We start from the raw sequence: 23573 nt of genomic DNA, 5'->3' as shown, positions 1-23573 counted from the left end.
GGCCCGAGGGGGGCGCTCGTCCCGCGCCGAGCCCTCGTCAGCCGGCGTCCGTGGTCCCCTCGTAGAGCCCGACGTGGTTGCCGTCGGGGTCGGTGAAGATCGCCCACCACGACGTCGGGCTGATCTCCGAGCGCTCCATGACGACGGTCCCGCCGCTCTCGCGCACCTTGGCGAGCGTCTCGTCGATCGAGTCCACCTCGACGTAGCTGCGCGGCTGCGTGAAGCCGTCGGAGCGCGGGGCGAGACCTCCGCCGCTGATCCGGTTCGGGGCCTGCCACATCGGGTAGCCCTCGAACCCGGGGACCTCGGCGATCTGCCAGCCGAACAGGCCGCTGTAGAACGACGTCGCCCGTCCCATGTCGGTGACCGGGATGTCGATGTGCGTGATGTCGCCGTGCGCCACGATGCCTCCAAGGCCGGTGCCAGCGCGAGCGGGACCGCCCGCTCTCGTCAGGCTAGGACCGGACCGGTCGTCGCACCAGGGTCAGGGGTCGACGCGCTCCGGGCTGTCGACGGCGACATCGGACTCGCCGAGGTCCTGGCCGGCGTCGTCGGGCTCGGGGGCCGGCTCGGTGACGGTCGCCGCCGTGGGTGGGCCGTCCGGCAGCGCGGCGAGCCCTGCCTCCGAGCGGACCGCGTCCCCGGAGAGCCAGCGCAGCCACGTCGCGCGCGGGTCGCCCTCGACGAGCACCGCGCGGACGAGGAGCGTGAGCGGGATCGCGAGGATCGCGCCCAGCGGGCCGATGACGAACGTCCAGAACACCACGGACACGAAGCTCAGGGTCAGGCTGAGGTTCACGGCGTCGGCGACGAACTTGGGCTGCACGAGCACCTGCAGCACCACGTTGACGACGCAGTAGACCGTCACGACGGCGAGCGCGAGCGGCCACCCGCCGACGACGAACGCCATGACGGCCGGCGGGACCAGACCGAGCACGAAGCCGATGTTCGGGACGAAGTTGGTGACGAACGCGAGGATCGCCCACACGACCGGCGCGGGGACGCCGAGCATCGCCAGCGCGATCCCGTCGACGACCGCGACGACCGCGCCGAACGAGGCGTTGACGACGAAGTAGCGCCGCACGCCGCCGCTGAAGCGCGTGGCCCGGCCGATCTCGTCCGCGCGCGAGTCGCCGAAGACGCGGGACGCGGTGGAGTACCGCGCGGCGTCGGCGGCCATGAAGATCGCGTACGCGAGGACGAAGAACAGGGCGGTGACGATCCCGAGGACCGTGCCGCTGATGTCGCCGGCGAGCGAGAGCACGCGGGACGGCTCGAGCCACGACGTCAGCGTCGCGGCGAGGTCGGTGTCGATGCCGAGGCCGTCGAGCGCGTCGACGGCGTCGACCACCGACGACTGCAGCTGCGGGAGGTAGTCGCGCACGAGCCCGGCGAACTGGAACCCCGCGAACACGAGCATCGCGAGGAGCGCCGCGAGGATGAGGTAGGCCACCACCACGACCGCGGTCGTCGCGGCCCAGCGCGGCCAGCCGCGGGCCTCCAGCGGGAACCGCACGGGGTGGCAGATGATGACGATCACCGCGGCGAGCAGGATCGGCGCGACGACCTCGTTCGCCGCGTGCAGCCCGGCGAGCACCACGATCCCCGCGGCGAGCGTCAGCAGGGTCCGCGTCGCCGGGACGAGGGTCGTGGGCTGCGGTGGCAGGCTCGGCGTCGTCGCGCCCGGGTCCGAGGTCACGCGCCGACCCTAGCCGTCCGGGGCTCCGGGCAGGCGGCGCCGCGCGACGGACGTCGTCGAGCGGCCGCGGTCAGGGCGCGGAGCGAGCGAGCGGTGAGTGCCCGGCCGGGACCCGCTCGTCCTCCCGGACCGGACCAGGCGGCGTGCCGTCGCCGAACGGGCGACCGCCCAGCGCCTCGCGCCCGTGCGGCGTGAGCCAGCCCGTGAGGTCCGGGCCCGCCGGCACGATCCCGGACGGGTTGAGGTCCCGGTGCACCACGTAGTAGTGCTGCTTGATCTGCACGAAGTCGACGGTGTCGCCGAAACCCGGTGTCTGGAACAGGTCGCGCGCGTACGCCCACAGGACCGGCATCTCGGCGAGCTTCTGCCGGTTGCACGCGAAGTGCCCGTGGTAGACGGCGTCGAAGCGCACGAGCGTGGTGAACAGGCGTACGTCGGCCTCGGTGATCGTGTCGCCCACGAGGTAGCGACGGTCGGCCAGGCGCTCCTCGAGACCGTCGAGCGCGGCCCACAGCCGGGCGTACGCGGCGTCGTACGCGGCCTGGGAGCCGGCGAAGCCGCACCGGTACACCCCGTTGTTGACCTCCGTGTAGACGTGGTGCATCACCGCGTCCAGCTCCTCGCGGTGCGCGGCCGGGAGGAGGTCCGGGGCCCCGTCGCGGTGGTACGCCCGCCACTCGGTCGACAGGTCGAGCGTGATCTGCGCGAAGTCGTTGGTGACCACGGCGCCCGTCGTCGTGTCGACGACCGCCGGGACCGTGATGCCGCGGTCGTACCCCGGGTCGCGCCGGAGGTAGGCCTCCTGCAGCCGTTCGACGCCGAGCACGGGGTCCTTCCCGCCCGGGTCGAGGTCGAACGTCCACGACCGCTCGTCGTGCGTGGGGCCGGCGAGTCCCATCGAGAGCGCGTCCTCCAGGCCGAGGAGCCGGCGCACGATGATCGCGCGGTTCGCCCAGGGGCACGCGCGGGCCGCGACGAGGCGGTACCGCCCGGGCTCGACGGGAAAGCCGTCGCCGCCGTCCGCCGTGATCCGCGTGGGGATGTACCGGGTGTCGCGCGTGTACTCCTTGCCGGGGACGGAGTACGTCCCGCCGCGCGCGTGCTCGTCGTGCCGGGTCTCGCTCGTCGCCATGGCCCGAGACTACGAGCGGTCGCGGTCACCGGCGCGCGGTCCGCCGTGGTCCGGCGGGACGCTCAGCCCTTCGCCGCGCGCGCCGCGGCCTTCGCCGCCTTCTTGGTGGCGCGCACCTCGTCGAGGGACGTCTGGTCGGTCACGTCCGCGATCGAGCGTCGCGACCCGTCCTCGCCGTAGGCGCCGGCCGCCTCGCGCCAGCCCGCCGGCTGCACGCCGTACTGCTTGCCGAGCAGCGCGACGAAGATGCGGGCCTTCTGGTCGCCGAACCCGGGCAGCGCCTTGAGCCGCTTGAGGACGAGCGCGCCGTCGGGCGCGTCACCGCCCGGGCCGGGGTCGGTCCAGATCCGCGTGACGTCGCCGTCGTAGTCGTCGACGACGGCGCGCGCCACCGCCTGCACGCGGCCCGCCATGGAGCCGGGATAGCGGTGGATCGACGGCGGCGTCGACGCCATCGCGGTGAACTCGTCGGGGTCGGCGTCGGCGATCGCGCGGACGTCCCAGCGCCCCATGCGGTCGGCGATCTTGGCCGGGCCGCCGAACGCGATCTCCATCTGCACCTGCTGGTCGAGCAGCATGCCCACCAGCAGCGCGAACGGGTCGGTGGACAGGAGCTGGTCGGCCTCCGGGTCGCCGGTGAGCCACAGGTCGCGTGCCATGCGAACCATCATGGCAGCCCCTCCCTGAGGGCATTGACAGGCCGCGCCAGCCGGAGGACCGTGAGATGGGTACTAAGGGGTGCGCCATGCGTCGTCGAGTGCTCGTCTGGATGTCCGTCCTGTCGCTGCTGCTCACGGGAGCGTTGCTGACGGGGACCGTCGCCACGGCCCCCGCGGCGTCGGCCCATCCGTACTGCGGGCAGGTCTGGGGCTCGCTCGCGAAGAGCGCGCCGGGCATGTCCGCCGGTCGGCTGACCGACGTCCGGGCCGGTCGCCACGGCTGCTACGACCGGCTCGTCCTCGACGTCGACGCCCGGATCACCGGGTGGTCGGTGCGCTACGTCAACCAGGTCGTCATGGACGGCTCGGGAGCCGTCGTGCCGGTCCGGGGCGGAGCGCGGCTGGAGGTCGTGGCACGGGTCGGCGTCGTCCCGACCGACGCGTTCTTCGTCGGCGCGGGAGGCACGCTCGTCGACACGTCGGGCTACCGCACCTTCCGTCACGTCGCGTGGGCCGGCAGCTTCGAGGGCGTGACGACGATCGGGCTCGGCGTGCGGGCGCGGCTGCCCTTCCGCGCGTTCGTCCTTGCCGGCCCGGGGGCCGGGTCCCGTCTCGTCGTCGACGTCGGGCACGAGTGGTGCGCGACGGGCCACCGGGACTGCTGAGGTCCGGGCAGACACGCCGAGACCTGCCGGAGACCTGCCGACCTGCCGAGACGTGCCGGAGACCCGGGACGGGCGGGGCCCGGCTCCGGTGTCAGGGCAGCGTACGGAGCCGACCGGTGCGGAACTCGTCGACGCCGGTGCGGCGCAGGACGGCGCTCGTCCAGCCCGGCAGGAGCGCGAGGCCGCTCTCCCCGGTGAGGCGGCGGACGTCGTCGACCGCGTAGTCGACACCGCGGCGCTCGAGCACGAACGACCCGGCGGCGTCGACGTTGCGCACCCAGTCGACGTCCGGGCCGTACGTGAGGGCGAGGACCACGCGCACGTGCTCGCCCTCGCGGTAGGCGAACGCGAACACGGGCGTCCGGTACTCGCGCCCGCTGCGCCGTCCGACGTGGCGGACCACCGCCATCGGCCCGATCCCCGTCGCGACCCGCAGCATCACGGGGTTGAGCACGTGCTTGTTCGTCCGGGTGACCCAGTGCGGCATCGGCATGTCCCATGGTCCCGCGGCGGGGCGAGGTCGCGCGACCTATCGTGACGAGGTGCCGACCCGACTGCTGCTCCTCAGCGACACGCACGTGCCCGCACGCGCCCGGGTGCTCCCCGACCAGGTGTGGCGCGCCGTCGACGCCGCGGACGTCGTCGTGCACGCGGGCGACTGGGTGACCGTGGACCTCCTCGACGCGCTCGAGGAGCGTGCGGCGCGGCTCGTCGGCGTGGCGGGGAACAACGACGGTCCGGAGCTGCACGCGCGGCTCCCGGAGGTGGCACGGACGACGGTCGACGGTCTGCGCGTCGCCGTCGTGCACGAGACCGGGGGCAAGGACGGGCGCGAGCGCCGCGCGGACGCCGCGTACCCGGACGCCGACCTCCTCGTCTTCGGGCACAGCCACATCCCGTGGGACACGGTCTCGCCGGCCGGCATGCGCCTGCTCAACCCCGGGTCGCCGACGGACCGCCGTCGGCAGCCGGTCGGCACCTACCTCACCGCGGTCGTCGACGGCGGCGTGCTGCGCGACGTCGCGCTCGTGCCGGTCGAGCGCTGACCGACCCGTCAGGCGGCTCCGGCGCGTGCGCGGTGGGCGGCCGGGCTCACGCCCCGCACGCGCTTGAACGCGGCGCTGAGAGCGAAGGGCGTGCCGTACCCGACGGCGCGCGCGACCGACGCGACGGTCGCGTCGTCCGCGAGCAGGAGGTCCGCGGCGAGGTCGAGCCGCCATCCCGTGAGGTAGGCCATGGGCGGCTCCCCGACGAGCTCGGTGAACCGCCGCGAGAACGCGGCGCGCGAGAGCCCGACCTCGCGCGCGAGCGACTCGACGGTCCACGGCCGCGCCGGGTCGTGGTGGACGAGGCGCAGCGCGCTGCCGACGACGGGGTCGGCGTCCGCGCGGTACCAGCCGGGGGCGTCGGGCCCGGAGAGCCACGTCCGCAGGCACGAGATGAGCAGCAGGTCGAGCAGCCGGTCGAGCACGGCCTCCTGCCCGGGCAGGTCCTGCACGACCTCGCGCGCGAGCAGCTCGACGAGGGTCGCGTCGACCTCACCCCGGCGCAGCACGACCCGCTGCGGCAGCACCCGCAGGACCCGGCGGCCGACCTCGCCGTCGAGCGGATAGGTGCCGGTGATGATGACGGTCTCGCCGTCGGGGTCGTTGCCCCACGAGCGCACGCCGAGCACGGTCATGGGGGAGGGGCCGCCGTCGACCGCGCGGCACTCCTCGGTCGGGCCGATGACGACCTGGGGCGCGGTCGTCGGGGAGTCGGCCACGACGTAGTGGTCGGGGCCGCGGAAGAGCACGACGTCGCCCTCCTCGACGTGCACGCCGGGATCCGCCTCGCGCACCGGTCGCGACGAGCCCTCGCCCGGCCCGACCCACGCCGAGCCGCGCAGCACCGGGACGATCGTCAGCGGCGCCTCGTCCTCGATGCGCAGGCCCCACGGCGCGCTGAGGTGGCTCCGCAGGAGGAAGGCGCCCCGTGCGCGAGGCCCGTCGAGCAGTCCGGCGACCACGTCCATGGGACCCACGCTAGCCGAGCACGAGGCGGAGGTCGAGACGATCTCGTATGCCGGCGAGCGTCTGGACGATGGATCGTCTCGCCACGGGCCGCTTGACTGGCGGTGCTCGGTACGCAGCACCCCCTTCCGCACCCCCCAGGAGATCCTCATGACCTCGCCGTCCTTCCTTTCCGCCGATCGCTCCGCAGTCCCCCCGGACGCCGCCTCTGCCGTTCCCTCGGCCACCGCCGCGCTCGACACCGGCGCGCGCGACGGGACCGTCCTCGTCCTCGGGGCGACCGGCAGGTCGGGTCGCCGCGTCGCGGACCGTCTCGACGCGCTCGGCGTCCCGGTCCGCCGCGGCTCGCGCACCGGGACCGGGTCCGACCGGTTCGCGTGGGACGACGAGACCACCTGGTCGCCGGCCCTCGACGGGGTGGACGCCGTGTACGTCGCTTACGCCCCCGACCTCGCGATCCCTGGCGCGCCGGAGACGGTCACGCGCTTCGCCACCCTGGCGCGCTCCGCGGGGGCGCGCCGGCTCGTCCTGCTCTCCGGGCGTGGCGAGACCGAGGCGCAGCGCGCCGAGGCGTCCGTCGCGGAGGTCTTCCCGGGCCGCGTCGTCGTGCGGTGCGCGTTCTTCGACCAGAACTTCAGCGAGAGCTTCCTCCTCGACCCCGTGCTCGAGGGCACCCTCGCGCTCCCGGTGGACGACGTCGTCGAGCCGTTCGTCGACCTCGAGGACGTCGCCGACGTCGCGGTCGCCGCCGTGACCGACGACGGCCACGCCGGCCAGGTCTACGAGCTCACGGGGCCGCGTCTGCTCACGTTCGCGGACGCCGTCGCCGAGATCGCCGCGGCGAGCGGGCGCGACGTGGCGTTCGTGCCGATCCCGACGGACGAGTTCACGGGCGGGCTCGCGGCGGCCGGTCTGCCGGACGACGTCGTGGACCTCCTGCGGTACCTGTTCGTCGAGGTGCTCGACGGGCGTGGCGCCCACCTGACCGACGGCGTCCGGCGGGCGCTCGGCCGCGAGCCGCGGGACTTCGGGGAGTTCGCGGCGCGCGAGGCCGCGGCGTGGTCCGCCGGCACGCGCGACACGGCGGGGGAGCGGTGAGCGCGTTCGAGGCCCTCGTCATCGCGGCGGCGGTCGCGACGGGGCTCGCGGGCGGGGTGCTCTACGCGTTCTCGGCGTTCGTCATGGCGGGGCTGCGGCGGCTCGACCCCGGCGAGGGCGCCGCGGCGATGCGGTCGATCAACGTGACCGCCGTGCGGCCGCCGCTCATGCTCCTGCTCGCCGCGTCCGTGCTGCTGCCGGCGGGCGCGGCCGTCGTCGGGCTCGTGGGCGGCGAGGCCGGTGCGGGGTGGGCGCTCGCGGGCGCGGTCGTCGCGCTCGTCGGCGTCCTCGGGATCACGGCCGTCGGGAACGTCCCCCTCAACGACCGCCTCGACGCCGCGACCGACCCGGCGGCCGAGTGGTCGACCTTCGTGCCGCGCTGGCTCGCGTGGAACCACGCACGCACCGCCGCGGGTGCGCTCGCGACGGCGCTCCTGGCCGTCGCCCTCGTCTGACGCGGCCTCGACCGGGTTCCTGGCGGTCCCGGAATGCCGGTGCCGGTGTCGCCGTTGTGCACGTCATGACCACCGCAGAGCACGGGACGAGCCTGCCGACCGACGACGACACGATCCGCCGGGTCCTCGAGGAGACCGAGACGTGGGCCGTCGTGGGCCTGTCGAACAACACCGCCCGCGCGGCGTACGGCGTCGCGCGCGTGCTGCAGCGGGAGGGCAAGCGCGTGGTACCGGTCCACCCGTCGGCCGAGACGGTGCACGGCGAGCAGGGGTTCGCGTCGCTCGCGGACATCCCGTTCCCCGTGGACGTCGTGGACGTCTTCGTGCGCTCGGAGCTCGCGGGCGACGTCGCCGACCAGGCCGTCGCGATCGGCGCGAGGGCGGTGTGGTTCCAGCTCGACGTCGTCGACGAGGCCGCCGCGCGGCGCGTGCGGGACGCGGGCCTCGACATGGTCATGGACCGCTGCCCGGCGATCGAGCTGCCGCGGCGGGGGAGGGCGGCATGAGCGCCGTGGTCGACCGGGGCACCGCGCTGGGCCGGCGCGCGGCCGAGCGCCTGACCGACGAGCGCGTGGTCTGGCTCGTGACCGTCGACCCCCACGGGACGCCCCAGCCGACCCCGGTGTGGTTCCTGTGGGGAGCCGAGGGCGACGTGGTCCTGCAGAGCCAGCCGCGGACGGCGAAGCTGCGCAACGTCCGCGCGAACCCCCACGTCGCCGTGCACCTCAACAGCACCCGGTCCGGCGGCGACGTCGTCGTGCTCACGGGCACCGCGACGGTCGACGACGGCGGCCTGACCTCCGCCGAGCGCGCCGCGTACGACGAGAAGTACGGCGCCGACATCGAGGGCCTCGGCACGACGCCCGACGCCTTCCACGCCGACTACTCCGTCACGGTCCGGGTCCGGCCGGAGAAGCTGCGGGGCTTCTGACCGGTCAGTCCCGCGGCGAGAACGTGAGGACCGGCCGCCCGGTGCGCGGGTGCACGAGCACGTCGCACCGCACGCCGTAGACCGGCTCCAGCACGTCGGGCACGAGCACGTCGTGGACACCCCCGGCGGCGACCACGCGACCGGCGGACAGCAGCACCACGTGGTCGCACGTCTGCGCCGCGAGGGTGAGGTCGTGGAGCGCCGCGAGCACGGTCACGCCCTCGTCGGCGAGACGTCGCAGCACGCGCATCGCGTCGAGCTGGGCCGCGATGTCGAGGTGGTTGGTCGGCTCGTCGAGCAGGATCAGCGCCGGCTCCTGGGCGAGCGCGCGGGCCATGTGGACGCGCTGGCGCTCGCCGCCGGAGAGCGTCGCGACCCCACGATCCGCGAACGCCTCCATGCTCACCGTCGCGAGCGCCGCACGGGCGACCTCGCGGTCGCGCGCCGAGTCGCCCGCGAGCAGCGAGCGGTGCGGGATGCGGCCGAGGAGGACCGCGTCGAGCACGGTCAGCGGCAGGTCGGTGGTCGCGTCCTGCTCGACGAGCGCGAGCACCCGTGCCCGACGGCGCCGCGAGAGGCCCAGGAGGTCCTCGCCGCCGAACCGGACCTGGGCAGGCGCCCGCGTGGCGGCCGGGGCCGACCGGACGGACGGGGCTGACGGTGGCTGGGCCCCCGCGAGCACGCGCAGGAGCGTCGACTTGCCCGAGCCGTTGGGACCGAGCAGGCCGCTCACGGCCCCAGGCGGTGCCGTGGCGTCGACGCCGTCGAGGATCAGTCGACCCTCGACGGACCACGAGACCCGGGCCGCGTCGAGGCCGGCGCCGTCCCCGTCGACCCGCCCGCCGACGACGTCGCGGGCCTTCGGCGCGGACGGTGCAGGCACCGGGCTCGCGACCGTGGACGGCGGGCCGGGTGTCGTCGTGCGGGTCTCGGTCATGCCGTCCTCCTCCCGCGCCACAGGAGCAGCGCGAACACGGGCGCGCCGATCGCGGCGGTGACGATGCCGACGGGCAGCTCGCGCGGCGCGAAGACCGTGCGCGCGAGCGTGTCGGCCCAGACGAGGAACGACGCGCCGAACAGGGCGGACAGCGGGAGGAGCAGCCGGTGCCGGGCCCCGGTGAGGAGGCGGACGGCGTGCGGCAGGATCAGGCCGACGAAGCCGATCGACCCCGACTGCGAGACGAGCGCCCCGGTGAGCAGCGCGACGCCGACGAGCAGGACCCAGCGCACGCGCTGGACGTCCACCCCGAGGGCGGACGCCGCGGTGTCGCCGAACGTGAACGCGTCGAGCACGGACCCGGTCGACGCGAGGAGCGTGCCGAGCACGAGCGTCGCGGTGCCCGCGACGGCCACGGACGTCCACGTCGCGCCCGCGACCGAGCCCATGAGCCACGACAGGATCTCGCGGTAGGAGTCGCCGGTCGCCGACCAGAAGATGACGAAGCTCGTCGCCGCGGCCGCGAGCTGGCTCACGGCGAGTCCCGCGAGGACGGTGCGGCTGGGCGTCAGGGCGCCGACGGCCCCCGCGAGCGCGAGCGTCGCGACGAGCGCCGTGACGGCACCGCCGAACGCCGCGACGGGGAGCAGCACAGTCCAGCCGACGACGAGCACGAGCACGGCACCGAGCGACGCACCGGACGAGAGGCCGAGCAGGTACGGGTCGGCGAGCGGGTTGCGCGTGAGCGACTGCATGACGACCCCGCACACCGCGAGCCCCGCCCCGACCGCCGCCGCGGTGAGCACCCGCGGCAGGCGCAGCTGCCACACCATGCCGTCCTGCAGCGGGCCGAGCGGCTCGAGACCGAGGATCCCGCCGAGACCGACGTGGGACGCGACGGACCGCCAGACCTCGCCCACCGCGAGGTCGGCCGGCCCGACCGTCACCGCGACGAGCACCGTGACGACGAGGACGGCGACGCTCGTGGGCACCCACCACGCGGCGCCGCGACGCGCGGACGAGCGCCCGCGCGCCGGGGGCGCGGGTGCGGCGTCGGGCCGGGTGCGCAGCGTCGTCACAGGTCGAGCGCCTCCAGCTGCGCGGCGAGGTCCACGACGGCGTCGACGTTGCGCACGCCGGCCTCCGTCGCCGGGAAGGGGATCGTCAGGTAGCGACCCTCGCGGACCGCGCTCATCTCGGCGGTCGCGGCGTTCGACTCGAGGCGCTCGATCTTCGACTCCGCGGTGTTCCACGCGGCGTCGACGAGGACGAGGACGTCGGGGTCGGCGGCGACGGCCTCCTCCCACGCGTAGGAGGTCCACGTGTCCTCGACGCCGCCCGCGACGTTCTCCAGCCCGACGGCGTCCATGATCATCTGCGGTGCGCCGATCCCGGCCCCGACGTACGGGATGTCGTCGCCCGACGAGTACCAGAGCGCCGTCAGGCCGCGGTCGTCCGGCGTGACACCGTCGAGGGTCGCGGTCTGCTCGGCGACGAGGTCGGCCGCCGCGTCCTGGGCGTCGAAGATCTCGCCGACCTCGGTGATCTCGGCGAACACGTCGTCGAACGTCAGCGGGTTCGGCATGTACGCCGGCGCCTTGCACGCGGCGGGGGAGACGTACGTCGCGACCCCGAGCTGTGCGAGCGTGCCGCGGTCGCCCGCGCCGTCCGCCGTGAGGTTCGACTCCCAGCCCGCGTACACGAGGTCGGGCTCGAGGGCGAGGACGGCCTCGGCACCCGGCACCTGGTCGGACAGGGGCTCGGCGACGGCCGGCACCTGCGCCGCGGCGTCGGCGAGCGAGGCGGGGACCGGCCCGTCGAGGAACGCCGACGCGACGATCCGGTCGCCCAGCCCCAGGGCGAGGAGCATCTCCGTGGTGCTCGACTTGATCGTCACCACGCGCTCGGGCGCCGCGTCGAACGTCACCTCGACCCCGCAGTCGTCGACGGTGAGCGGGTACTCCGTCGCCGTCGTGCCGTCGCCGGTGGTGCCCGACGGCGCGGCCTCGCCGTCCGCGGTCGGGTCGCCCCCGCCCGCGGTCCCCGACGAGCACGCGGCGAGCAGGACGGCGAGCCCGACGGCGCCCAGGGACGTCGCGGCGGCGCCACGGCGAGCACGACGGGGACGAGGGACGGCGGACGACGTGGGGCGTGACGGCACGGATGCATCTCCGGGGACGAGGCGGGTCGGAGCCGCACGACGGGTCCCGGGGACGCCGGTGCGGGCTCGGTACGGTGCTCGACGCGCCATCTCGCGTCCTGCGGACCCGCGACCCAGGACGGGGTCGCTCCGGCGGGCCAGATCAGCGGCCCGCGGTCCACCGTCCAGCCTACACAGCGCCCGGCCGCAGGGGGGTGGGCGACGACGGCGGCGACCCGCGACGCGGCCCGGTGGACGCGGCGGCCCACCCCGCCGCCGCGTGGCAGAGTGTCCGTCGTGACCGAGCCCGAAGACCTGCCTGCCGACACCTCCACGTCCTCACCCCTGCGCGCCGTGGTGACGGGCGCGTCGTCGGGCATCGGCGAGGCGTGCGTGCGCCACCTGCGGGCGCGCGGCTGGGACGTCGTCGCGTTCGCGCGGCGTGCGGACCGCCTGGCGGACGTCGCGGAGCGCACGGGAGCGCACCCGGTCGTGGGTGACGTGACGTCCGACGAGGACGTCTCGCGCCTCGTCGCCGAGGCCTCCGCCCGCGGCCCGGTCCACGCGCTGCTCAACGTCGCGGGCTTCGGGCTCGGCGTCGACCACGTCGACGAGGCGAAGGTCGACGAGTGGCGCGACATGTACGAGACGAACGTGCTCGGCACGGTCCGCGCGACGAAGGCGTTCCTCCCGCTGCTGCGCGCGTCGCGCCGCGGCGACATCGTCCTCATGACGTCGACCGCCGGCCACGACACGTACGTCGGCGGGTCCGGGTACGTCGCGTCGAAGCACGCGCTCCTCGGCGTGGCCAGGACGTTGCGGCTCGAGCTCGTCGGCGAGCCGATCCGCGTCATCGAGATCGCGCCCGGGCTGGTGCACACGCCCGAGTTCTCCCTCAACCGCTACCACGGCGATCAGACGGGGGCCGACGCGGTGTACGCGGGCGTCGAGGACCCGCTGACCGCCGACGACGTCGCCGACGTCGTGACGTTCGCCGTCACACGACCGCACCACGTAAACATCGACTCGCTGATCCTGCGGCCGGTCGCGCAGGCGTCGACGTACTCGCTGTGGCGGGCCCCGCTCGAGCCGAAGGGCGTCCCGGCGCACGACGACGCGCACCGGGACGCCTGACCCGCCGGGCCGGACGCCGGGAGCGTCAGGCCACCGGGCTCAGGCCCGGGTCGCCACGAGGAGCAGGTACTCCCAGCGCATCGCCCCGTCGGCGTCGAGGGACCGGTCCCCGAGGTCGCGCAGCGCCGCGTCGAGCTCGGCCAGCCGGTCGGGGTCGCCCTCGAGGCTCCGGCGCACCGCGATGGTGGGCCCGTACCGGGAGGCGAAGTACGCGCGGAACTCCTCGCCGTCCGCGAACAGCGTGACGGGCAGCGTCCGCAGCTCCGCCCGGACGTCGGTCACGCGGTCGCCCAGCAGCGACCGCACGTGCGCGTCGTCGCCCCACCGGGGCGGCGGCTGGGCCCCCGGCGGGGGAGCGGGCGCGAAGGGCTTCATCGTCGCGAACATCTGCCCGATGAACCCGCCGGGCGTCCAGCTCGCCAGCGCGATCGTCCCGCCGGGGCGCGCGACGCGCACGAGCTCGTCCGCGGCCTCCTGGTGGTGCGGCGCGAACATGACGCCGATGGCCGAGAGGACGACGTCGAACGACGCGTCCTCGAACGGGAGCTCCTCGGCGTCCGCCTGGCTCCACACGAGGTCGACGCCGCGCTCGGCGGCCACCTGCCGCCCGGCGTCGAGCAGCTCGGGGGTGAGGTCGGTCGCGACGACGTCCGCGCCGCGCGCCGCGGCCGCGATCGCCGCGTTGCCCGTCCCCGCCGCGACGTCCAGCACGCGCTGGCCCGCGTGCACGCCGCACGCGTCGACGAGGTCCTCGCCGAGGTCGTGCACCACCTCGGCCGCGACGGCCGGGTAGTCCCCGGACGCCCACATCGCGCGGTGCTTCGCCTTGAGGTCCGAGAGGACCACGGTGTCCGTCATCTGCTTCTCCTGCTGCCGTGCCCGCGGTGGCGGGCCGTCGGGGTGGGTCACGTCACCCCAGGCTCGCGCTCCCTCCTCGTGGCATCCAGTGCTGGATCTGTACCGTCACGCCCGCTCCGCGGGCACTGGTGCGGTTCCGTGCCGGGGCGTCTACTGGAGGAGCGGACGAGGAGGCGGCGATGGCGACGTACGGCCAGTTCTGCCCGGTGGCCAAGGCCATGGAGGTGCTCGACGAGCGCTGGACCCTGCTGGTCGTGCGCGAGCTCCTCGCCGGGAGCACGCGCTTCAACGAGCTGCGGCGCGGGAACCCGAAGATGTCGCCGGCGCTCCTCGCCAAGCGCCTGCGCACGCTCGAGCGCGCGGGCGTGGTCCGCCGCTCCGAGGCCGGGGGCCGGTCGGCGTACCGGCTGACGGCGGCCGGCGAGGAGCTGCGCCCCGTCGTCGAGTCGCTCGGTGCGTGGGGCGCGCGCTGGATCAGCGAGCTCGGCGAGGAGGACCTCGACCCGCACCTGCTGTTCTGGGACGTGCGGCGCACCGTCCCGGTGGCCACCTGGCCGCGCGAGCCCACCGTCGTCGAGTTCCGGCTCGACGACGTCGAGGCGCGGGTCGCACGTTGGTGGCTCGTCGTGCGCGACGGTGACGCGGACCTGTGCGACGTCGACCCCGGCCTCGACCCGGCGGTCGTCGTCCGCTCCGGTCTGCGCGCCCTCACGCACGTGTGGCGGGGCGACACGACGTGGGAGCGCGCGCTGCGCAGCGGTGACGTGGTGCTCGACGGACCGGTCGCCGCACGCCGCAGCCTGCCCGCGTGGCTCGGGCAGTCGGACCTCGCGCGCGTGCCCCGGCCCGCCGCGTAGGCGTGCCAGGCTGGAACCATGACCTCCCACCGGCACCCCTCGCTGCTCGCGGCGCTCGCAGGCGTCGTCGCCGCAGCCGTCGGGTTCGCCGTCGCCGAGCTCGTGGCCGCGCTGGTCGCGCCCGGGTCGAGCCCGCTGTTCGCCGCCGGGGCGGGCGTCGTCGACGTCGTCCCCGCGCCGCTCAAGGAGTGGGCCATCGCCACGTTCGGCACGGCGGACAAGGCGGTCCTGCTCGGGACGATGGGGGTCGTGCTGGCGGCCGGGGCGGCCCTCGCGGGGTGGCTCGAGCTGCGCCGTCCGCCGGGCGGCTCGGTGCTCCTGGGTGCCGTGGGAGCGGTCGGCGCGGTCGTCGCCGGGACCCGGCCGGGGGCGAGCCCCGCGTGGGCGCTGCCCACGGTGGTCGGGGTCGTCGTCGCCGTCCTGCTGCTGCGCGCGGAGGTGGGCACCCTGCGCGCCACGGCGCCCACGCGGGCGGCGGGGGGTGGTCTCGACCGGCGGCGCTTCCTCCTGGTCGCGGGCCTCGCCGCCGCGGCGGGCGTCGTGGCCCTCGCGACGTCGCGCGCCGTGTCGGCCGGGTCCCGCGCGGTGACCGCCGCGCGGGAGGCCCTGCGGCTGCCCGCGCCGTCGGTCGCGGCCCCTGCCGTCCCGGCCGGCGCCGACCTGGGCGTCCCCGGCCTCGCCCCGTACGTCACGCCGAACGACGACTTCTACCGCATCGACACGGCGCTGCGCGTGCCGCAGGTCGACCCGGGCTCCTGGACGCTGCGCGTCACCGGGCTCGTCGACGAGCCGTTCGAGATCACGCTCGACGAGCTCCTGGCGCTCCCGCTCGTCGAGCACCACCTGACGCTCACGTGCGTCTCGAACCCGGTCGGCGGCGACCTCGTGGGCAACGCGCTGTGGCTCGGCTACCCGGTGCGCGACCTCCTCGCACGCGCCGGCGTGCAGGCCGGCGCCGACATGGTCCTGTCCACGAGCGCCGACGGGTGGACCGCGAGCACCCCGCTCGACGTGCTCCAGGACGAGGGGCGCGAGTGCCTCCTCGCGGTGGGGATGAACGGGGAGCCGCTGCCCGCCGAGCACGGGTTCCCCGCGCGGCTCGTCGTCCCGGGCCTGTACGGGTACGTCTCCGCGACGAAGTGGGTCACGGAGCTCCGGGTCACGACGTTCGCCGACGACGTCGCCTACTGGTCCACCAGAGGGTGGAGCGAGCGCGGCCCGATCAAGATCGCGTCCCGCATCGACACGCCGCGCGCCAGCACGTCCGTCGACGCGGGCGAGGTCACCGTCGCGGGAGTCGCGTGGGCGCAGCACGCCGGGATCGAGGCCGTCGAGGTCCGGGTCGACGACGGCCCGTGGGAGCGCGCGACCCTCGCCGAGACGGTCGGCCCGGACACCTGGCGGCAGTGGTCGTACGCGTGGGACGCCGATGGCGGCGACCACCGCCTGACGGTCCGCGCGACGGACGCGGACGGCGAGGTGCAGACCGCCGACGTCGCGGCTCCCGCACCCGACGGCGCGAGCGGCTGGCACGAGGTGGACGTCCGCGTCGGCTGATGGCAGCATGTCCGCGTGACCTCCACCGCGCGCCCCACGAGCAGCACGCTCGTCGTCGCGCGCGCGCAGGTCGCCCCGGCCTCGTCCTGTTGTTGACGGCTCGCGGCGCCACGCGCAGCCGACCAGGTGTCCGCGAGCAGCCTCCCGCCCCTCCCTCCCGGTAGCCCGACGAACCCGCCGGGCACGGCGCGCAGGGGCGCGACGGTCGCCGGTCTCCCGTGAGAGCCATCGATGACTCGCACGCGCGGAACCGGTCTGCCTCCCTGACGCCCGTCACCGAAGGACGCGAGACCACCATGTACCTCCCCGGCATCCCCGCACCGAGCCGTCGACCCGCCGGTCGGCCCGCACCGCAGGACGCGCCGCCCGCCACGCCGCCGCTGACGCTCGAGTGGCTCGTCGCGCGCGACATCGACGCGTACTCCGCCCGGCGCCGCGCCCGGGCCGTCGACCCCGCGGAGCGGCGCGCCGGGTTGCACGCCCCCGCTACCATGGACGCACAGGCGTCGACCCGGCCATCACCGGCGAGCCTCCGGAAGAACGGGACCCGCGCCGTCGCGCACGCGTCGGAGAGCGGTCCTCAGTAGAACCGGACGGGGCAGGCCCGTCACAGCCTTCGACGAGCGGTCGGCGTCCGCGCCGGCAAGCGAGGTGGTACCGCGGCACCCATCCCTCCGGGGCTGGGACGTCGTCCTCGCAGGAGAGCACGACCCGGACCACCACTCATCGGAGCCTCGAGACCATGGCCTACCCGCTGCACCGTCCGCCCGCCCCTGCCGAGGGCACCGTCGAGACCCATGCCGGCGCGTCGTTCGGCGTCCCCGCGTCGCCGGACCTCCCGGCGATCGAGCGCGAGGTCCTCGCGTACTGGGAGGCGGACGACACGTTCCGCGCGTCGGTCGAGCGCAACCCCGCGGGCGACGACGGCGCCAACGAGTTCGTCTTCTACGACGGCCCGCCGTTCGCCAACGGCCTCCCGCACTACGGCCACCTGCTCACCGGGTACGCGAAGGACGTCGTGCCGCGCTACCAGACGATGCGCGGCAAGCGTGTCGAGCGCCGCTTCGGGTGGGACACGCACGGCCTCCCGGCCGAGCTCGAGGCGATGGACCAGCTCGGGATCAAGACCAAGGAGGAGATCCTCGAGCTGGGGATCGAGCGGTTCAACGACGCGTGCCGCGCGTCGGTGCTCCGGTACACGGGGGAGTGGCGCGACTACGTGACGCGCCAGGCGCGCTGGGTCGACTTCGAGCACGACTACAAGACGCTCGACCCGACGTTCATGGAGTCGGTAATGTGGGCGTTCAAGCAGCTGCACGAGAAGGGCCTCGTCTACGAGGGCTTCCGTGTGCTGCCGTACTGCTGGAACGACCAGACGCCGCTGTCCAACCACGAGCTGCGCATGGACGACGACGTGTACCAGGTTCGCCAGGACCCGGCCGTCACCGTCGGCCTGCGCCTCGTGACGGGCGAGCTCGCGCTCGTCTGGACGACGACGCCGTGGACGCTCCCGTCCAACCTCGTCGTCATGGTCGGTCCGGACGTCGACTACGTCGTCGTCGAGTCGTCGGCGACCGGCGTGAAGGAGCGCTACGTGATCGCCGAGGCGCGCCTGCAGGCGTACGCGCGCGAGCTCACCGACCCCGGCGCGGACGGCACCGAGGGCGACGTCACGACCCAGGTGGTCGAGCGGCTCAAGGGCACCGACCTCCTCGGCCGCTCGTACACCCCGCCGTTCTCCTACTACGCCGGCCACGCGAACGCGCACCGCGTCGTCGAGGCCGACTTCGTCACGACGACGGACGGCACGGGACTCGTGCACGGCGCCGGCGCGTTCGGCGAGGACGACAAGCTCGTCTCGGACCGCGAGGGCATCGAGCCGGTGCTGCCGGTGGGTCCCGACGGGAAGTTCACCTTCCCCGTGGTCGACTACGAGAGCCTGCAGGTCTTCGACGCGAACGCGCTCATCATCGACCACCTCAAGGGGCGGACGCGCCACGACGCCGCCCGGCTGCGGTTCGGTCGCGACAGCGAGCAGGTGCCCGACGTGGCGCTCGGTGCGACGAGCCCGGGAACGGTCCTGCTGCGCCGCGAGTCGTACGCGCACTCCTACCCGCACTGCTGGCGCTGCCGGCAGCCGCTCATCTACATGGGCGTCTCCTCCTGGTTCGTCGCGGTCTCGACGTTCAAGGACCGCATGGTCGAGCTCAACGAGCAGATCGCGTGGACGCCGGAGCACATCCAGCACGGCCAGTTCGGCAAGTGGCTCGAGAACGCGCGCGACTGGTCGATCACGCGCAACCGCTTCTGGGGCAGCCCGGTGCCCGTGTGGAAGTCCGACGACCCCCAGTACCCCCGCGTCGACGTCTACGGGTCCTTCGAGGACATCGAGCGCGACTTCGGCACGCTGCCGCGCGACGAGGACGGCGTACCGGACCTGCACCGGCCGTTCGTCGACCGGCTGACGCGTCCCAACCCGGACGACCCGACCGGCCGCTCGACGATGCGCCGCGTCGAGGACGTCCTCGACGTGTGGTTCGACTCCGGGTCGATGCCCTACGCGCAGGTGCACTACCCGTTCGAGAACGCGGACTGGTTCGAGCACCACAACCCGGGCGACTTCATCGTCGAGTACATCGGCCAGACGCGCGGCTGGTTCTACACGCTGCACGTCCTCGCGACGGCCCTGTTCGACCGTCCGGCGTTCCGCTCCGCCGTGTCGCACGGCATCGTGCTCGGCTCGGACGGCCGCAAGATGAGCAAGTCGCTGCGCAACTACCCGGACGTCAACGAGGTCTTCGACCGCGACGGCTCCGACGCGATGCGCTGGTTCCTCATGAGCTCGCCCATCCTGCGCGGCGGGAACCTCGTGGTCACCGAGGACGGGATCCGCGACTCCGTGCGCCAGGTGCTGCTCCCGCTCTGGAGCACCTACTACTTCTTCACCCTGTACGCGAACAGCTCCAAGGCCCAGGCGCGTGCCGGGTCGTCGGACCCCGGCACCGGCGGGTACGTCGCCCGGCGCGTCGAGCCCGACCGCGTGCCCGGGCTGCCGGCGCTCGACCGGTACCTGCTCGCGCGCACGCACGACCTCGTCGCCCGCGTCACCGCCCAGCTCGACGCGTACGACATCGCCGGCGCGTGCGAGACGGTGCGCGACCACCTCGACGTGCTGACCAACTGGTACGTGCGCACGCAGCGCGACCGGTTCTGGGCGGAGGACGCGGACGCGTTCGACACCCTGTACACCGCGCTCGAGACGCTCACGCGCGTCATGGCGCCGCTCGCGCCCCTGCTGTCCGAGGAGGTCTGGCGCGGCCTCACCGGCGGCAGGTCCGTGCACCTCGTCGACTGGCCGACGGTCGACGGCGCGGAGGCGGACGCGGGCCTGGTCGCCGACGACGCGCTCGTCGCCGCGATGGACGAGGTGCGGGCGGTCGCCTCGTCCGCGCTCGGCCTGCGCAAGGCGCACCAGCTGCGCGTGCGCCAGCCCCTCGCCCGGCTCACGGTCGTCGTCGACGACCCGGCGGCGCTCGCGCCGTACACGGACCTGCTCGCGCGCGAGCTCAACGTCAAGAGCGTCGAGCTCGAGCCCACGGACTCCGACGCGGCCGAGCGGTTCGGCGTCACGCAGCGCCTCGCGGTCAACGCCCGCAAGGCCGGTCCGCGTCTCGGGCGCGGCGTGCAGGCGGCGATCCAGGCCGCGAAGGCCGGGGCGTGGCGCCAGGACGAGGACGGCACCGTCGTCGTGACGACGCCGGACGGCGACGTGCCGCTCGTCGAGGGCGAGTACGAGCTCGCGACGGTCGTGGCCGCACGTGACGGAGGGGACGCGGCCGACGGCGGGCCGACGGTCGCGGCCGCGGTGCTGTCGGGTGGCGGGTTCGTCGTGCTCGACCTCGTGCTCGACGACGCGCTCCTCGCCGAGGGCTACGCGCGCGACGTCGTCCGGGACGTGCAGGACGCGCGCAAGGCCGCAGGGCTCGACGTCGCCGACCGCATCCACCTGTCGCTCGACGTGCCTGCGCAGTGGGTCGGCGCGGTCACGGAGCACCGCGACCTCGTGGCGCGCGAGACGCTCGCGGTGGAGGTCGTGGTCGACACGTCGCCGACGGACCAGCGCGCGGTGCGGGTCGAGAAGGCGGGCAGCCGCGGGACGAGCGAGACGGACGGGGTGACGGCGTGAGCGCGAGGGACGAGAGGCGGCCGACCGGCAGGAGGCCCGCGGCGACGGCACGCGAGAAGGCCGAGGACGCGGCCGCGCAGGAGTCGCTGCGCGAGGTGTACGCGCACGTCATGGCCCGTGCGCCCGAGCACGACATCGACCCGACGCTCGACCGCGTGCGGCGCGTCCTCGAGCTGCTCGGCGACCCGCACCGCGCGTACCGGTCCGTCCACGTCACGGGGACGAACGGCAAGAGCTCGACGGCCCGCGTCGTCGAGCGCCTCGTGCGCGAGCACGGGCTGCGCACCGGTCTCTTCACGAGCCCGCACCTGACCAGCGTCACCGAGCGCATCCAGGTCGACGGGGAGCCGCTCTCCGCGCGCCGGTTCGTCGAGGTGTGGGAGGACGTCGCCCCGTACGTGGGCGTCGTGGACCGGGAGTCGCAGGAGGCGGGCGGGCCGCGCCTCAGCTTCTTCGAGGTGCTCACGGTCATGGCGCTCGCGGCGTTCGCCGACGCTCCCGTCGACGTGGCGGTGGTCGAGGTCGGCCTCGGCGGGACGTGGGACTCGACCAACGTCGTCGACGGCGAGGTCGCGGTGGTCACGCCCGTCGCGCACGACCACGAGCGGTGGCTGGGCAGCACGCTCGAGGAGATCGCCGCCAACAAGGCCGGCATCGTCAAGGACGGCGCGACCGTCGTCGTCGCCGAGCAGGAGCCCGAGGTGCTCGAGGTCGTGCTCGACCGCGCACGCCGGGTCGGGGCCCGGGCGCTGCAGGAGGGCGTCGACCTCGAGGTCGCGCAGCGGCACGTGGCGGTGGGCGGGCAGCTGCTCGACCTGCGCACGCCCGCGGCGCTCTACACCGAGGTCTTCCTCCCGCTGCACGGGGCGCACCAGGCGCACAACGCGCTGCTCGGCCTGACGGCCGTCGAGACGCTGCTGGGCGGGCGCTCGCTCGACGGCGCTCTCGTCGAGGCGGCGTTCGCGGACGTGACGTCACCGGGCCGCCTCGAGGTCGTGCGGTCGAGCCCGGCGGTCCTCGTCGACGCCGCGCACAACGCCGCGGGGGCCGAGGCGCTCGTCGCCGCGCTCGACGAGGCGTTCGACTTCCGTCATCTCGTCGGGGTCGTGGGGATCATGGGGGACAAGGACGCCGAGGCCCTCCTCGCCGCGCTCGAGCCCGTCCTGGCGGAGGTCGTCGTCACCCGGAACAGCTCCGAGCGGTCGGCCGACGTCACCGAGCTCGCCGAGCTCGCCGCGGACGTCTTCGGCGAGGACCGGGTGCGCAGCACGGAGCGGCTCGACGAGGCGCTGCAGATCGCCGTCGACCTCGCGGAGGCCGCCGACCCCGTGGGCGTGGGCACCGGGACGGGCGTGCTCGTGACCGGTTCCGTCGTCACGGTCGCCGACGCGCGCATCCTGCTCGGGCGCGGCTGACACCGGCGCGCGCCGTCCGTCGCCCGGGTGTTTGATGGTCCCAGCGCCGTCGGGCGGGGCAGGCCCGGCGTCGTCGGCGACAGACGACGGAGGGACGACCGTGAAGAAGCTGCTCAACGACGCCCAGGACGCGGTGACGGAGTCGCTCGCCGGCTTCGGTCTCGCCCACGCCGACCTCGTCGAGGTGCACCTCTCCCCGCCGTTCGTCACGCGCGCCGGAGGTGCGGTGGCGGGCAAGGTCGGGCTCGTCTCGGGCGGGGGGTCGGGCCACGAGCCGCTGCACGCGGGCTTCGTGGGCGCGGGCATGCTCGACGCCGCGGTGCCCGGCGCGGTCTTCACCTCGCCGACCCCGGACCAGATCGTGCCCGCGGTCCTCGCGGCCGACTCGGGCGCGGGCGTGCTGGCGATCGTCAAGAACTACACGGGGGACGTGCTCAACTTCGAGACGGCGCTCGAGCTCGTCGAGGCCGAGGGGACGCAGGCCACGAGCATCCTCGTCAACGACGACGTCGCCGTCGAGGACTCGCTGTACACCGCCGGCCGCCGCGGGGTGGCGGGGACGGTGTGCGTCGAGAAGATCGCGGGTGCCGCGGCAGAGCGGGGCGACGACCTGGGGGCCGTCACCGAGATCGCGGGCAGGGTCGTGGCGAACGTCCGCTCGATGGGCGTCGCGCTCACGGCGTGCACCGTGCCCCACGTCGGGCGGCCGAGCTTCGACCTCGGCGACGACGAGGTGGAGATCGGCATCGGCATCCACGGGGAGCCGGGGCGGCACCGCGTGCCCCTCGCTCCGGCGGACGAGGTGACGCAGATGCTGCTCGACCCGGTCGCCGACGACCTCGGGCTCACGGGCGGGGAGGACGTGTTGCTGTTCGTTAACGGAATGGGCGGTACCCCGTTGTCCGAGCTGTACGTCGTCTATGGTCGGGCGAGGAGACTGCTCGAGGAGCGCGGCGTGCGTGTCACGCGGTCGCTCGTGGGCAACTACGTCACGTCGCTGGAGATGCAGGGGGCGTCGGTGACCGTGCTGCGCCTGGACGACGAGCTCACCACGCTGTGGGACGCTCCCGTCCGCACGCCTGCGCTGCACTGGTGACCGACCGGGTGCCGGTCATCGGTCGCCCGTCCGCGACGAGCGTGGTCTCCGGAGCCGGCGGCACCGCCGGTTCTGCGGCAAGGAGAGGTGGGGCATGACGCTGGACGTGGCCTGGGCGGACCGTTGGGCTCGGCTGAGCGCCGAGCGGATCGCGGCGTCGAAGGACGAGCTGACGGAGCTGGACCGGCAGATCGGGGACGGCGACCACGGCGAGAACCTCGACCGGGGCTACCGGGCGGTGGTGGCCAAGCTCGACGTGACGGAGACGCCCGAGCAGATCGGGGACGTCCTCAAGCTCGTCGCGACCACGCTCATGTCCTCGGTCGGCGGTGCCTCCGGCCCTCTCTACGGCACCGCGTACCTGCGTGCCGCCAAGGTCACGGGCCTCGCGGAGCTCGACCCCCAGGGTGTCGTCGCGCTGCTCGAGGGCGCGCTGGAGGGCATCACCGCGCGCGGCAAGGCGGTCGTGGGGGAGAAGACCATGGTCGACGCGTGGCAGCCCGCGGTCGACGCCGCCGAGGCGGCGGCGCACGACGGCGCGACGACCGCCGAGGTGCTCGACGCCGCGGCGCGCGCCGCGCGGGCCGGTGCCGAGGCGACCGTGCCGCTCGTGGCCACGAAGGGGCGGGCGAGCTATCTCGGGGAGCGCAGCGCGGACCACCAGGACCCGGGCGCGACGTCCACGGCGATCCTGCTCGAGGCCGCGCGCGACGCGGCCGCGGGATCGCGCGGGGCGGCCTGA

General features: G+C 74.7%; 24 protein-coding genes. 14 read left to right on the top strand and 10 right to left on the bottom strand.

What is annotated here, in order from left to right:
* Positions 1 to 37: 37 nt before the first annotated feature.
* The 4 genes from ACWPWV_RS18105 to ACWPWV_RS18090 form a co-directional block, all read right to left on the bottom strand.
* Complete coding sequence (locus tag ACWPWV_RS18105) at positions 38 to 403, bottom strand: VOC family protein (protein ID WP_454044284.1); 366 nt, start codon at positions 401 to 403, stop codon at positions 38 to 40.
* 81 nt (positions 404 to 484) lie between these two features.
* Positions 485 to 1699 carry an AI-2E family transporter gene (locus ACWPWV_RS18100; protein ID WP_454044283.1) on the bottom strand — a complete coding sequence of 405 codons (1215 nt, stop codon included), beginning with the start codon at positions 1697 to 1699 and terminating at the stop codon, positions 485 to 487.
* Positions 1700 to 1769: 70 nt separating this feature from the next.
* Positions 1770 to 2831, bottom strand: coding sequence for a glutathione S-transferase family protein (locus tag ACWPWV_RS18095; RefSeq protein WP_454044282.1), 1062 nt, complete (start codon positions 2829 to 2831; stop codon positions 1770 to 1772).
* 62 nt (positions 2832 to 2893) lie between these two features.
* Positions 2894 to 3490, bottom strand: coding sequence for an HhH-GPD-type base excision DNA repair protein (locus tag ACWPWV_RS18090; protein ID WP_454044281.1), 597 nt, complete (start codon positions 3488 to 3490; stop codon positions 2894 to 2896).
* Between the two features lie 86 nt (positions 3491 to 3576).
* Between ACWPWV_RS18090 and ACWPWV_RS18085 the strand changes: the two genes are divergently transcribed.
* Positions 3577 to 4155 (top strand): AMIN-like domain-containing (lipo)protein, encoded by a 579-nt coding sequence (locus ACWPWV_RS18085; RefSeq protein ID WP_454044280.1) that lies wholly within the window; start codon positions 3577 to 3579, stop codon positions 4153 to 4155.
* 91 nt (positions 4156 to 4246) lie between these two features.
* Here ACWPWV_RS18085 and ACWPWV_RS18080 read toward each other — a convergent pair whose 3' ends face one another.
* Positions 4247 to 4648: a nitroreductase family deazaflavin-dependent oxidoreductase gene (locus tag ACWPWV_RS18080; protein ID WP_454044279.1), complete on the bottom strand. Its 402-nt coding sequence runs from the start codon at positions 4646 to 4648 to the stop codon at positions 4247 to 4249.
* A gap of 49 nt (positions 4649 to 4697) precedes the next feature.
* Between ACWPWV_RS18080 and ACWPWV_RS18075 the strand changes: the two genes are divergently transcribed.
* Positions 4698 to 5201 (top strand): metallophosphoesterase family protein, encoded by a 504-nt coding sequence (locus ACWPWV_RS18075; RefSeq protein ID WP_454044278.1) that lies wholly within the window; start codon positions 4698 to 4700, stop codon positions 5199 to 5201.
* Between the two features lie 8 nt (positions 5202 to 5209).
* On the opposite strand, the gene ACWPWV_RS18070 is transcribed toward ACWPWV_RS18075, so the two are convergent.
* Positions 5210 to 6169, bottom strand: a complete 960-nt coding sequence (locus ACWPWV_RS18070; RefSeq protein WP_454044277.1) for an AraC family transcriptional regulator — start codon at positions 6167 to 6169, stop codon at positions 5210 to 5212.
* Positions 6170 to 6317: 148 nt separating this feature from the next.
* On the opposite strand from ACWPWV_RS18070, the gene ACWPWV_RS18065 reads away from it, so the two are divergent.
* The 4 genes from ACWPWV_RS18065 (at position 6318) to ACWPWV_RS18050 (ending at position 8651) form a co-directional block, all read left to right on the top strand.
* Positions 6318 to 7265 (top strand): NmrA family transcriptional regulator, encoded by a 948-nt coding sequence (locus ACWPWV_RS18065; protein WP_454044276.1) that lies wholly within the window; start codon positions 6318 to 6320, stop codon positions 7263 to 7265.
* On the top strand, positions 7262 to 7720 hold the full coding sequence (locus ACWPWV_RS18060; protein ID WP_454044275.1) for an anthrone oxygenase family protein: 459 nt from the start codon (positions 7262 to 7264) through the stop codon (positions 7718 to 7720). Before ACWPWV_RS18065 ends, ACWPWV_RS18060 begins: the two co-directional genes overlap by 4 nt.
* Positions 7721 to 7785: 65 nt before the next feature.
* Positions 7786 to 8226, top strand: a complete 441-nt coding sequence (locus ACWPWV_RS18055; protein WP_454044274.1) for a CoA-binding protein — start codon at positions 7786 to 7788, stop codon at positions 8224 to 8226.
* Positions 8223 to 8651, top strand: coding sequence for a TIGR03667 family PPOX class F420-dependent oxidoreductase (locus tag ACWPWV_RS18050; protein WP_454044273.1), 429 nt, complete (start codon positions 8223 to 8225; stop codon positions 8649 to 8651). The genes ACWPWV_RS18055 and ACWPWV_RS18050 overlap by 4 nt, the downstream gene beginning before the upstream one ends.
* A 4-nt stretch (positions 8652 to 8655) precedes the next feature.
* On the opposite strand, the gene ACWPWV_RS18045 is transcribed toward ACWPWV_RS18050, so the two are convergent.
* Genes ACWPWV_RS18045 through ACWPWV_RS18035 form a run of 3 tightly spaced genes read right to left on the bottom strand, consistent with a single transcriptional unit; the run spans position 8656 to position 11749 of the window.
* A complete protein-coding gene (locus tag ACWPWV_RS18045) occupies positions 8656 to 9588 on the bottom strand; it encodes an ATP-binding cassette domain-containing protein (protein ID WP_454044272.1) in 933 nt (310 codons plus the stop codon).
* Positions 9585 to 10658, bottom strand: a complete 1074-nt coding sequence (locus tag ACWPWV_RS18040) for a putative F420-0 ABC transporter permease subunit (protein WP_454044595.1) — start codon at positions 10656 to 10658, stop codon at positions 9585 to 9587. Before ACWPWV_RS18040 ends, ACWPWV_RS18045 begins: the two co-directional genes overlap by 4 nt.
* A gap of 5 nt (positions 10659 to 10663) precedes the next feature.
* Positions 10664 to 11749, bottom strand: coding sequence for a putative F420-0 ABC transporter substrate-binding protein (locus ACWPWV_RS18035; RefSeq protein ID WP_454044271.1), 1086 nt, complete (start codon positions 11747 to 11749; stop codon positions 10664 to 10666).
* Between the two features lie 276 nt (positions 11750 to 12025).
* On the opposite strand from ACWPWV_RS18035, the gene ACWPWV_RS18030 reads away from it, so the two are divergent.
* Positions 12026 to 12862 (top strand): SDR family oxidoreductase, encoded by an 837-nt coding sequence (locus ACWPWV_RS18030; RefSeq protein ID WP_454044270.1) that lies wholly within the window; start codon positions 12026 to 12028, stop codon positions 12860 to 12862.
* A 39-nt stretch (positions 12863 to 12901) separates the two neighbouring features.
* Here ACWPWV_RS18030 and ACWPWV_RS18025 read toward each other — a convergent pair whose 3' ends face one another.
* Positions 12902 to 13720: a class I SAM-dependent methyltransferase gene (locus ACWPWV_RS18025; RefSeq protein WP_454044269.1), complete on the bottom strand. Its 819-nt coding sequence runs from the start codon at positions 13718 to 13720 to the stop codon at positions 12902 to 12904.
* Between the two features lie 179 nt (positions 13721 to 13899).
* On the opposite strand from ACWPWV_RS18025, the gene ACWPWV_RS18020 reads away from it, so the two are divergent.
* The 7 genes from ACWPWV_RS18020 to dhaL all read left to right on the top strand — a co-directional run bounded on the left by ACWPWV_RS18020 (position 13900) and on the right by dhaL (position 23573).
* On the top strand, positions 13900 to 14577 hold the full coding sequence (locus ACWPWV_RS18020) for a winged helix-turn-helix transcriptional regulator (RefSeq protein ID WP_454044268.1): 678 nt from the start codon (positions 13900 to 13902) through the stop codon (positions 14575 to 14577).
* Positions 14578 to 14595: 18 nt separating this feature from the next.
* Positions 14596 to 16134, top strand: a complete 1539-nt coding sequence (locus ACWPWV_RS18015) for a molybdopterin-dependent oxidoreductase (protein ID WP_454044267.1) — start codon at positions 14596 to 14598, stop codon at positions 16132 to 16134.
* A 296-nt stretch (positions 16135 to 16430) separates the two neighbouring features.
* Positions 16431 to 16721 (top strand): hypothetical protein, encoded by a 291-nt coding sequence (locus ACWPWV_RS18010; protein WP_454044266.1) that lies wholly within the window; start codon positions 16431 to 16433, stop codon positions 16719 to 16721.
* A gap of 155 nt (positions 16722 to 16876) precedes the next feature.
* Positions 16877 to 20320 (top strand): isoleucine--tRNA ligase, encoded by a 3444-nt coding sequence (gene ileS, locus ACWPWV_RS18005; RefSeq protein WP_454044265.1) that lies wholly within the window; start codon positions 16877 to 16879, stop codon positions 20318 to 20320.
* A gap of 110 nt (positions 20321 to 20430) precedes the next feature.
* On the top strand, positions 20431 to 21735 hold the full coding sequence (locus ACWPWV_RS18000) for a bifunctional folylpolyglutamate synthase/dihydrofolate synthase (protein WP_454044594.1): 1305 nt from the start codon (positions 20431 to 20433) through the stop codon (positions 21733 to 21735).
* 100 nt (positions 21736 to 21835) lie between these two features.
* Positions 21836 to 22831, top strand: coding sequence for a dihydroxyacetone kinase subunit DhaK (dhaK, locus tag ACWPWV_RS17995; RefSeq protein ID WP_454044264.1), 996 nt, complete (start codon positions 21836 to 21838; stop codon positions 22829 to 22831).
* A gap of 94 nt (positions 22832 to 22925) precedes the next feature.
* On the top strand, positions 22926 to 23573 hold the full coding sequence (gene dhaL / locus ACWPWV_RS17990) for a dihydroxyacetone kinase subunit DhaL (protein WP_454044263.1): 648 nt from the start codon (positions 22926 to 22928) through the stop codon (positions 23571 to 23573).

The sequence above is a fragment of the Cellulosimicrobium sp. Marseille-Q8652 genome, assembly GCF_965112045.1.
The sequence above is the reverse complement of the archived record's forward strand: the minus strand, read 5'-3'. Positions and strand labels throughout refer to the sequence as shown.

Coding starts and splice junctions, on each gene's coding strand:
- ACWPWV_RS18085 (WP_454044280.1), top strand. CDS start 3,577: ATGCGTCGTCGAGTGCTCGTCTGGATGTCCGTCCTGTCGCTGCTGCTC.
- ACWPWV_RS18050 (WP_454044273.1), top strand. CDS start 8,223: ATGAGCGCCGTGGTCGACCGGGGCACCGCGCTGGGCCGGCGCGCGGCC.
- dhaL (WP_454044263.1), top strand. CDS start 22,926: ATGACGCTGGACGTGGCCTGGGCGGACCGTTGGGCTCGGCTGAGCGCC.
- ACWPWV_RS18020 (WP_454044268.1), top strand. CDS start 13,900: ATGGCGACGTACGGCCAGTTCTGCCCGGTGGCCAAGGCCATGGAGGTG.
- ACWPWV_RS18015 (WP_454044267.1), top strand. CDS start 14,596: ATGACCTCCCACCGGCACCCCTCGCTGCTCGCGGCGCTCGCAGGCGTC.
- ACWPWV_RS18095 (WP_454044282.1), bottom strand. CDS start 2,831: ATGGCGACGAGCGAGACCCGGCACGACGAGCACGCGCGCGGCGGGACG.
- ACWPWV_RS18055 (WP_454044274.1), top strand. CDS start 7,786: ATGACCACCGCAGAGCACGGGACGAGCCTGCCGACCGACGACGACACG.
- ACWPWV_RS18025 (WP_454044269.1), bottom strand. CDS start 13,720: ATGACGGACACCGTGGTCCTCTCGGACCTCAAGGCGAAGCACCGCGCG.
- ileS (WP_454044265.1), top strand. CDS start 16,877: ATGGCCTACCCGCTGCACCGTCCGCCCGCCCCTGCCGAGGGCACCGTC.
- ACWPWV_RS18070 (WP_454044277.1), bottom strand. CDS start 6,169: ATGGACGTGGTCGCCGGACTGCTCGACGGGCCTCGCGCACGGGGCGCC.
- ACWPWV_RS18010 (WP_454044266.1), top strand. CDS start 16,431: ATGTACCTCCCCGGCATCCCCGCACCGAGCCGTCGACCCGCCGGTCGG.
- ACWPWV_RS18090 (WP_454044281.1), bottom strand. CDS start 3,490: ATGGCACGCGACCTGTGGCTCACCGGCGACCCGGAGGCCGACCAGCTC.
- ACWPWV_RS18080 (WP_454044279.1), bottom strand. CDS start 4,648: ATGCCGATGCCGCACTGGGTCACCCGGACGAACAAGCACGTGCTCAAC.
- ACWPWV_RS18000 (WP_454044594.1), top strand. CDS start 20,431: ATGGCCCGTGCGCCCGAGCACGACATCGACCCGACGCTCGACCGCGTG.
- ACWPWV_RS18045 (WP_454044272.1), bottom strand. CDS start 9,588: ATGACCGAGACCCGCACGACGACACCCGGCCCGCCGTCCACGGTCGCG.
- ACWPWV_RS18065 (WP_454044276.1), top strand. CDS start 6,318: ATGACCTCGCCGTCCTTCCTTTCCGCCGATCGCTCCGCAGTCCCCCCG.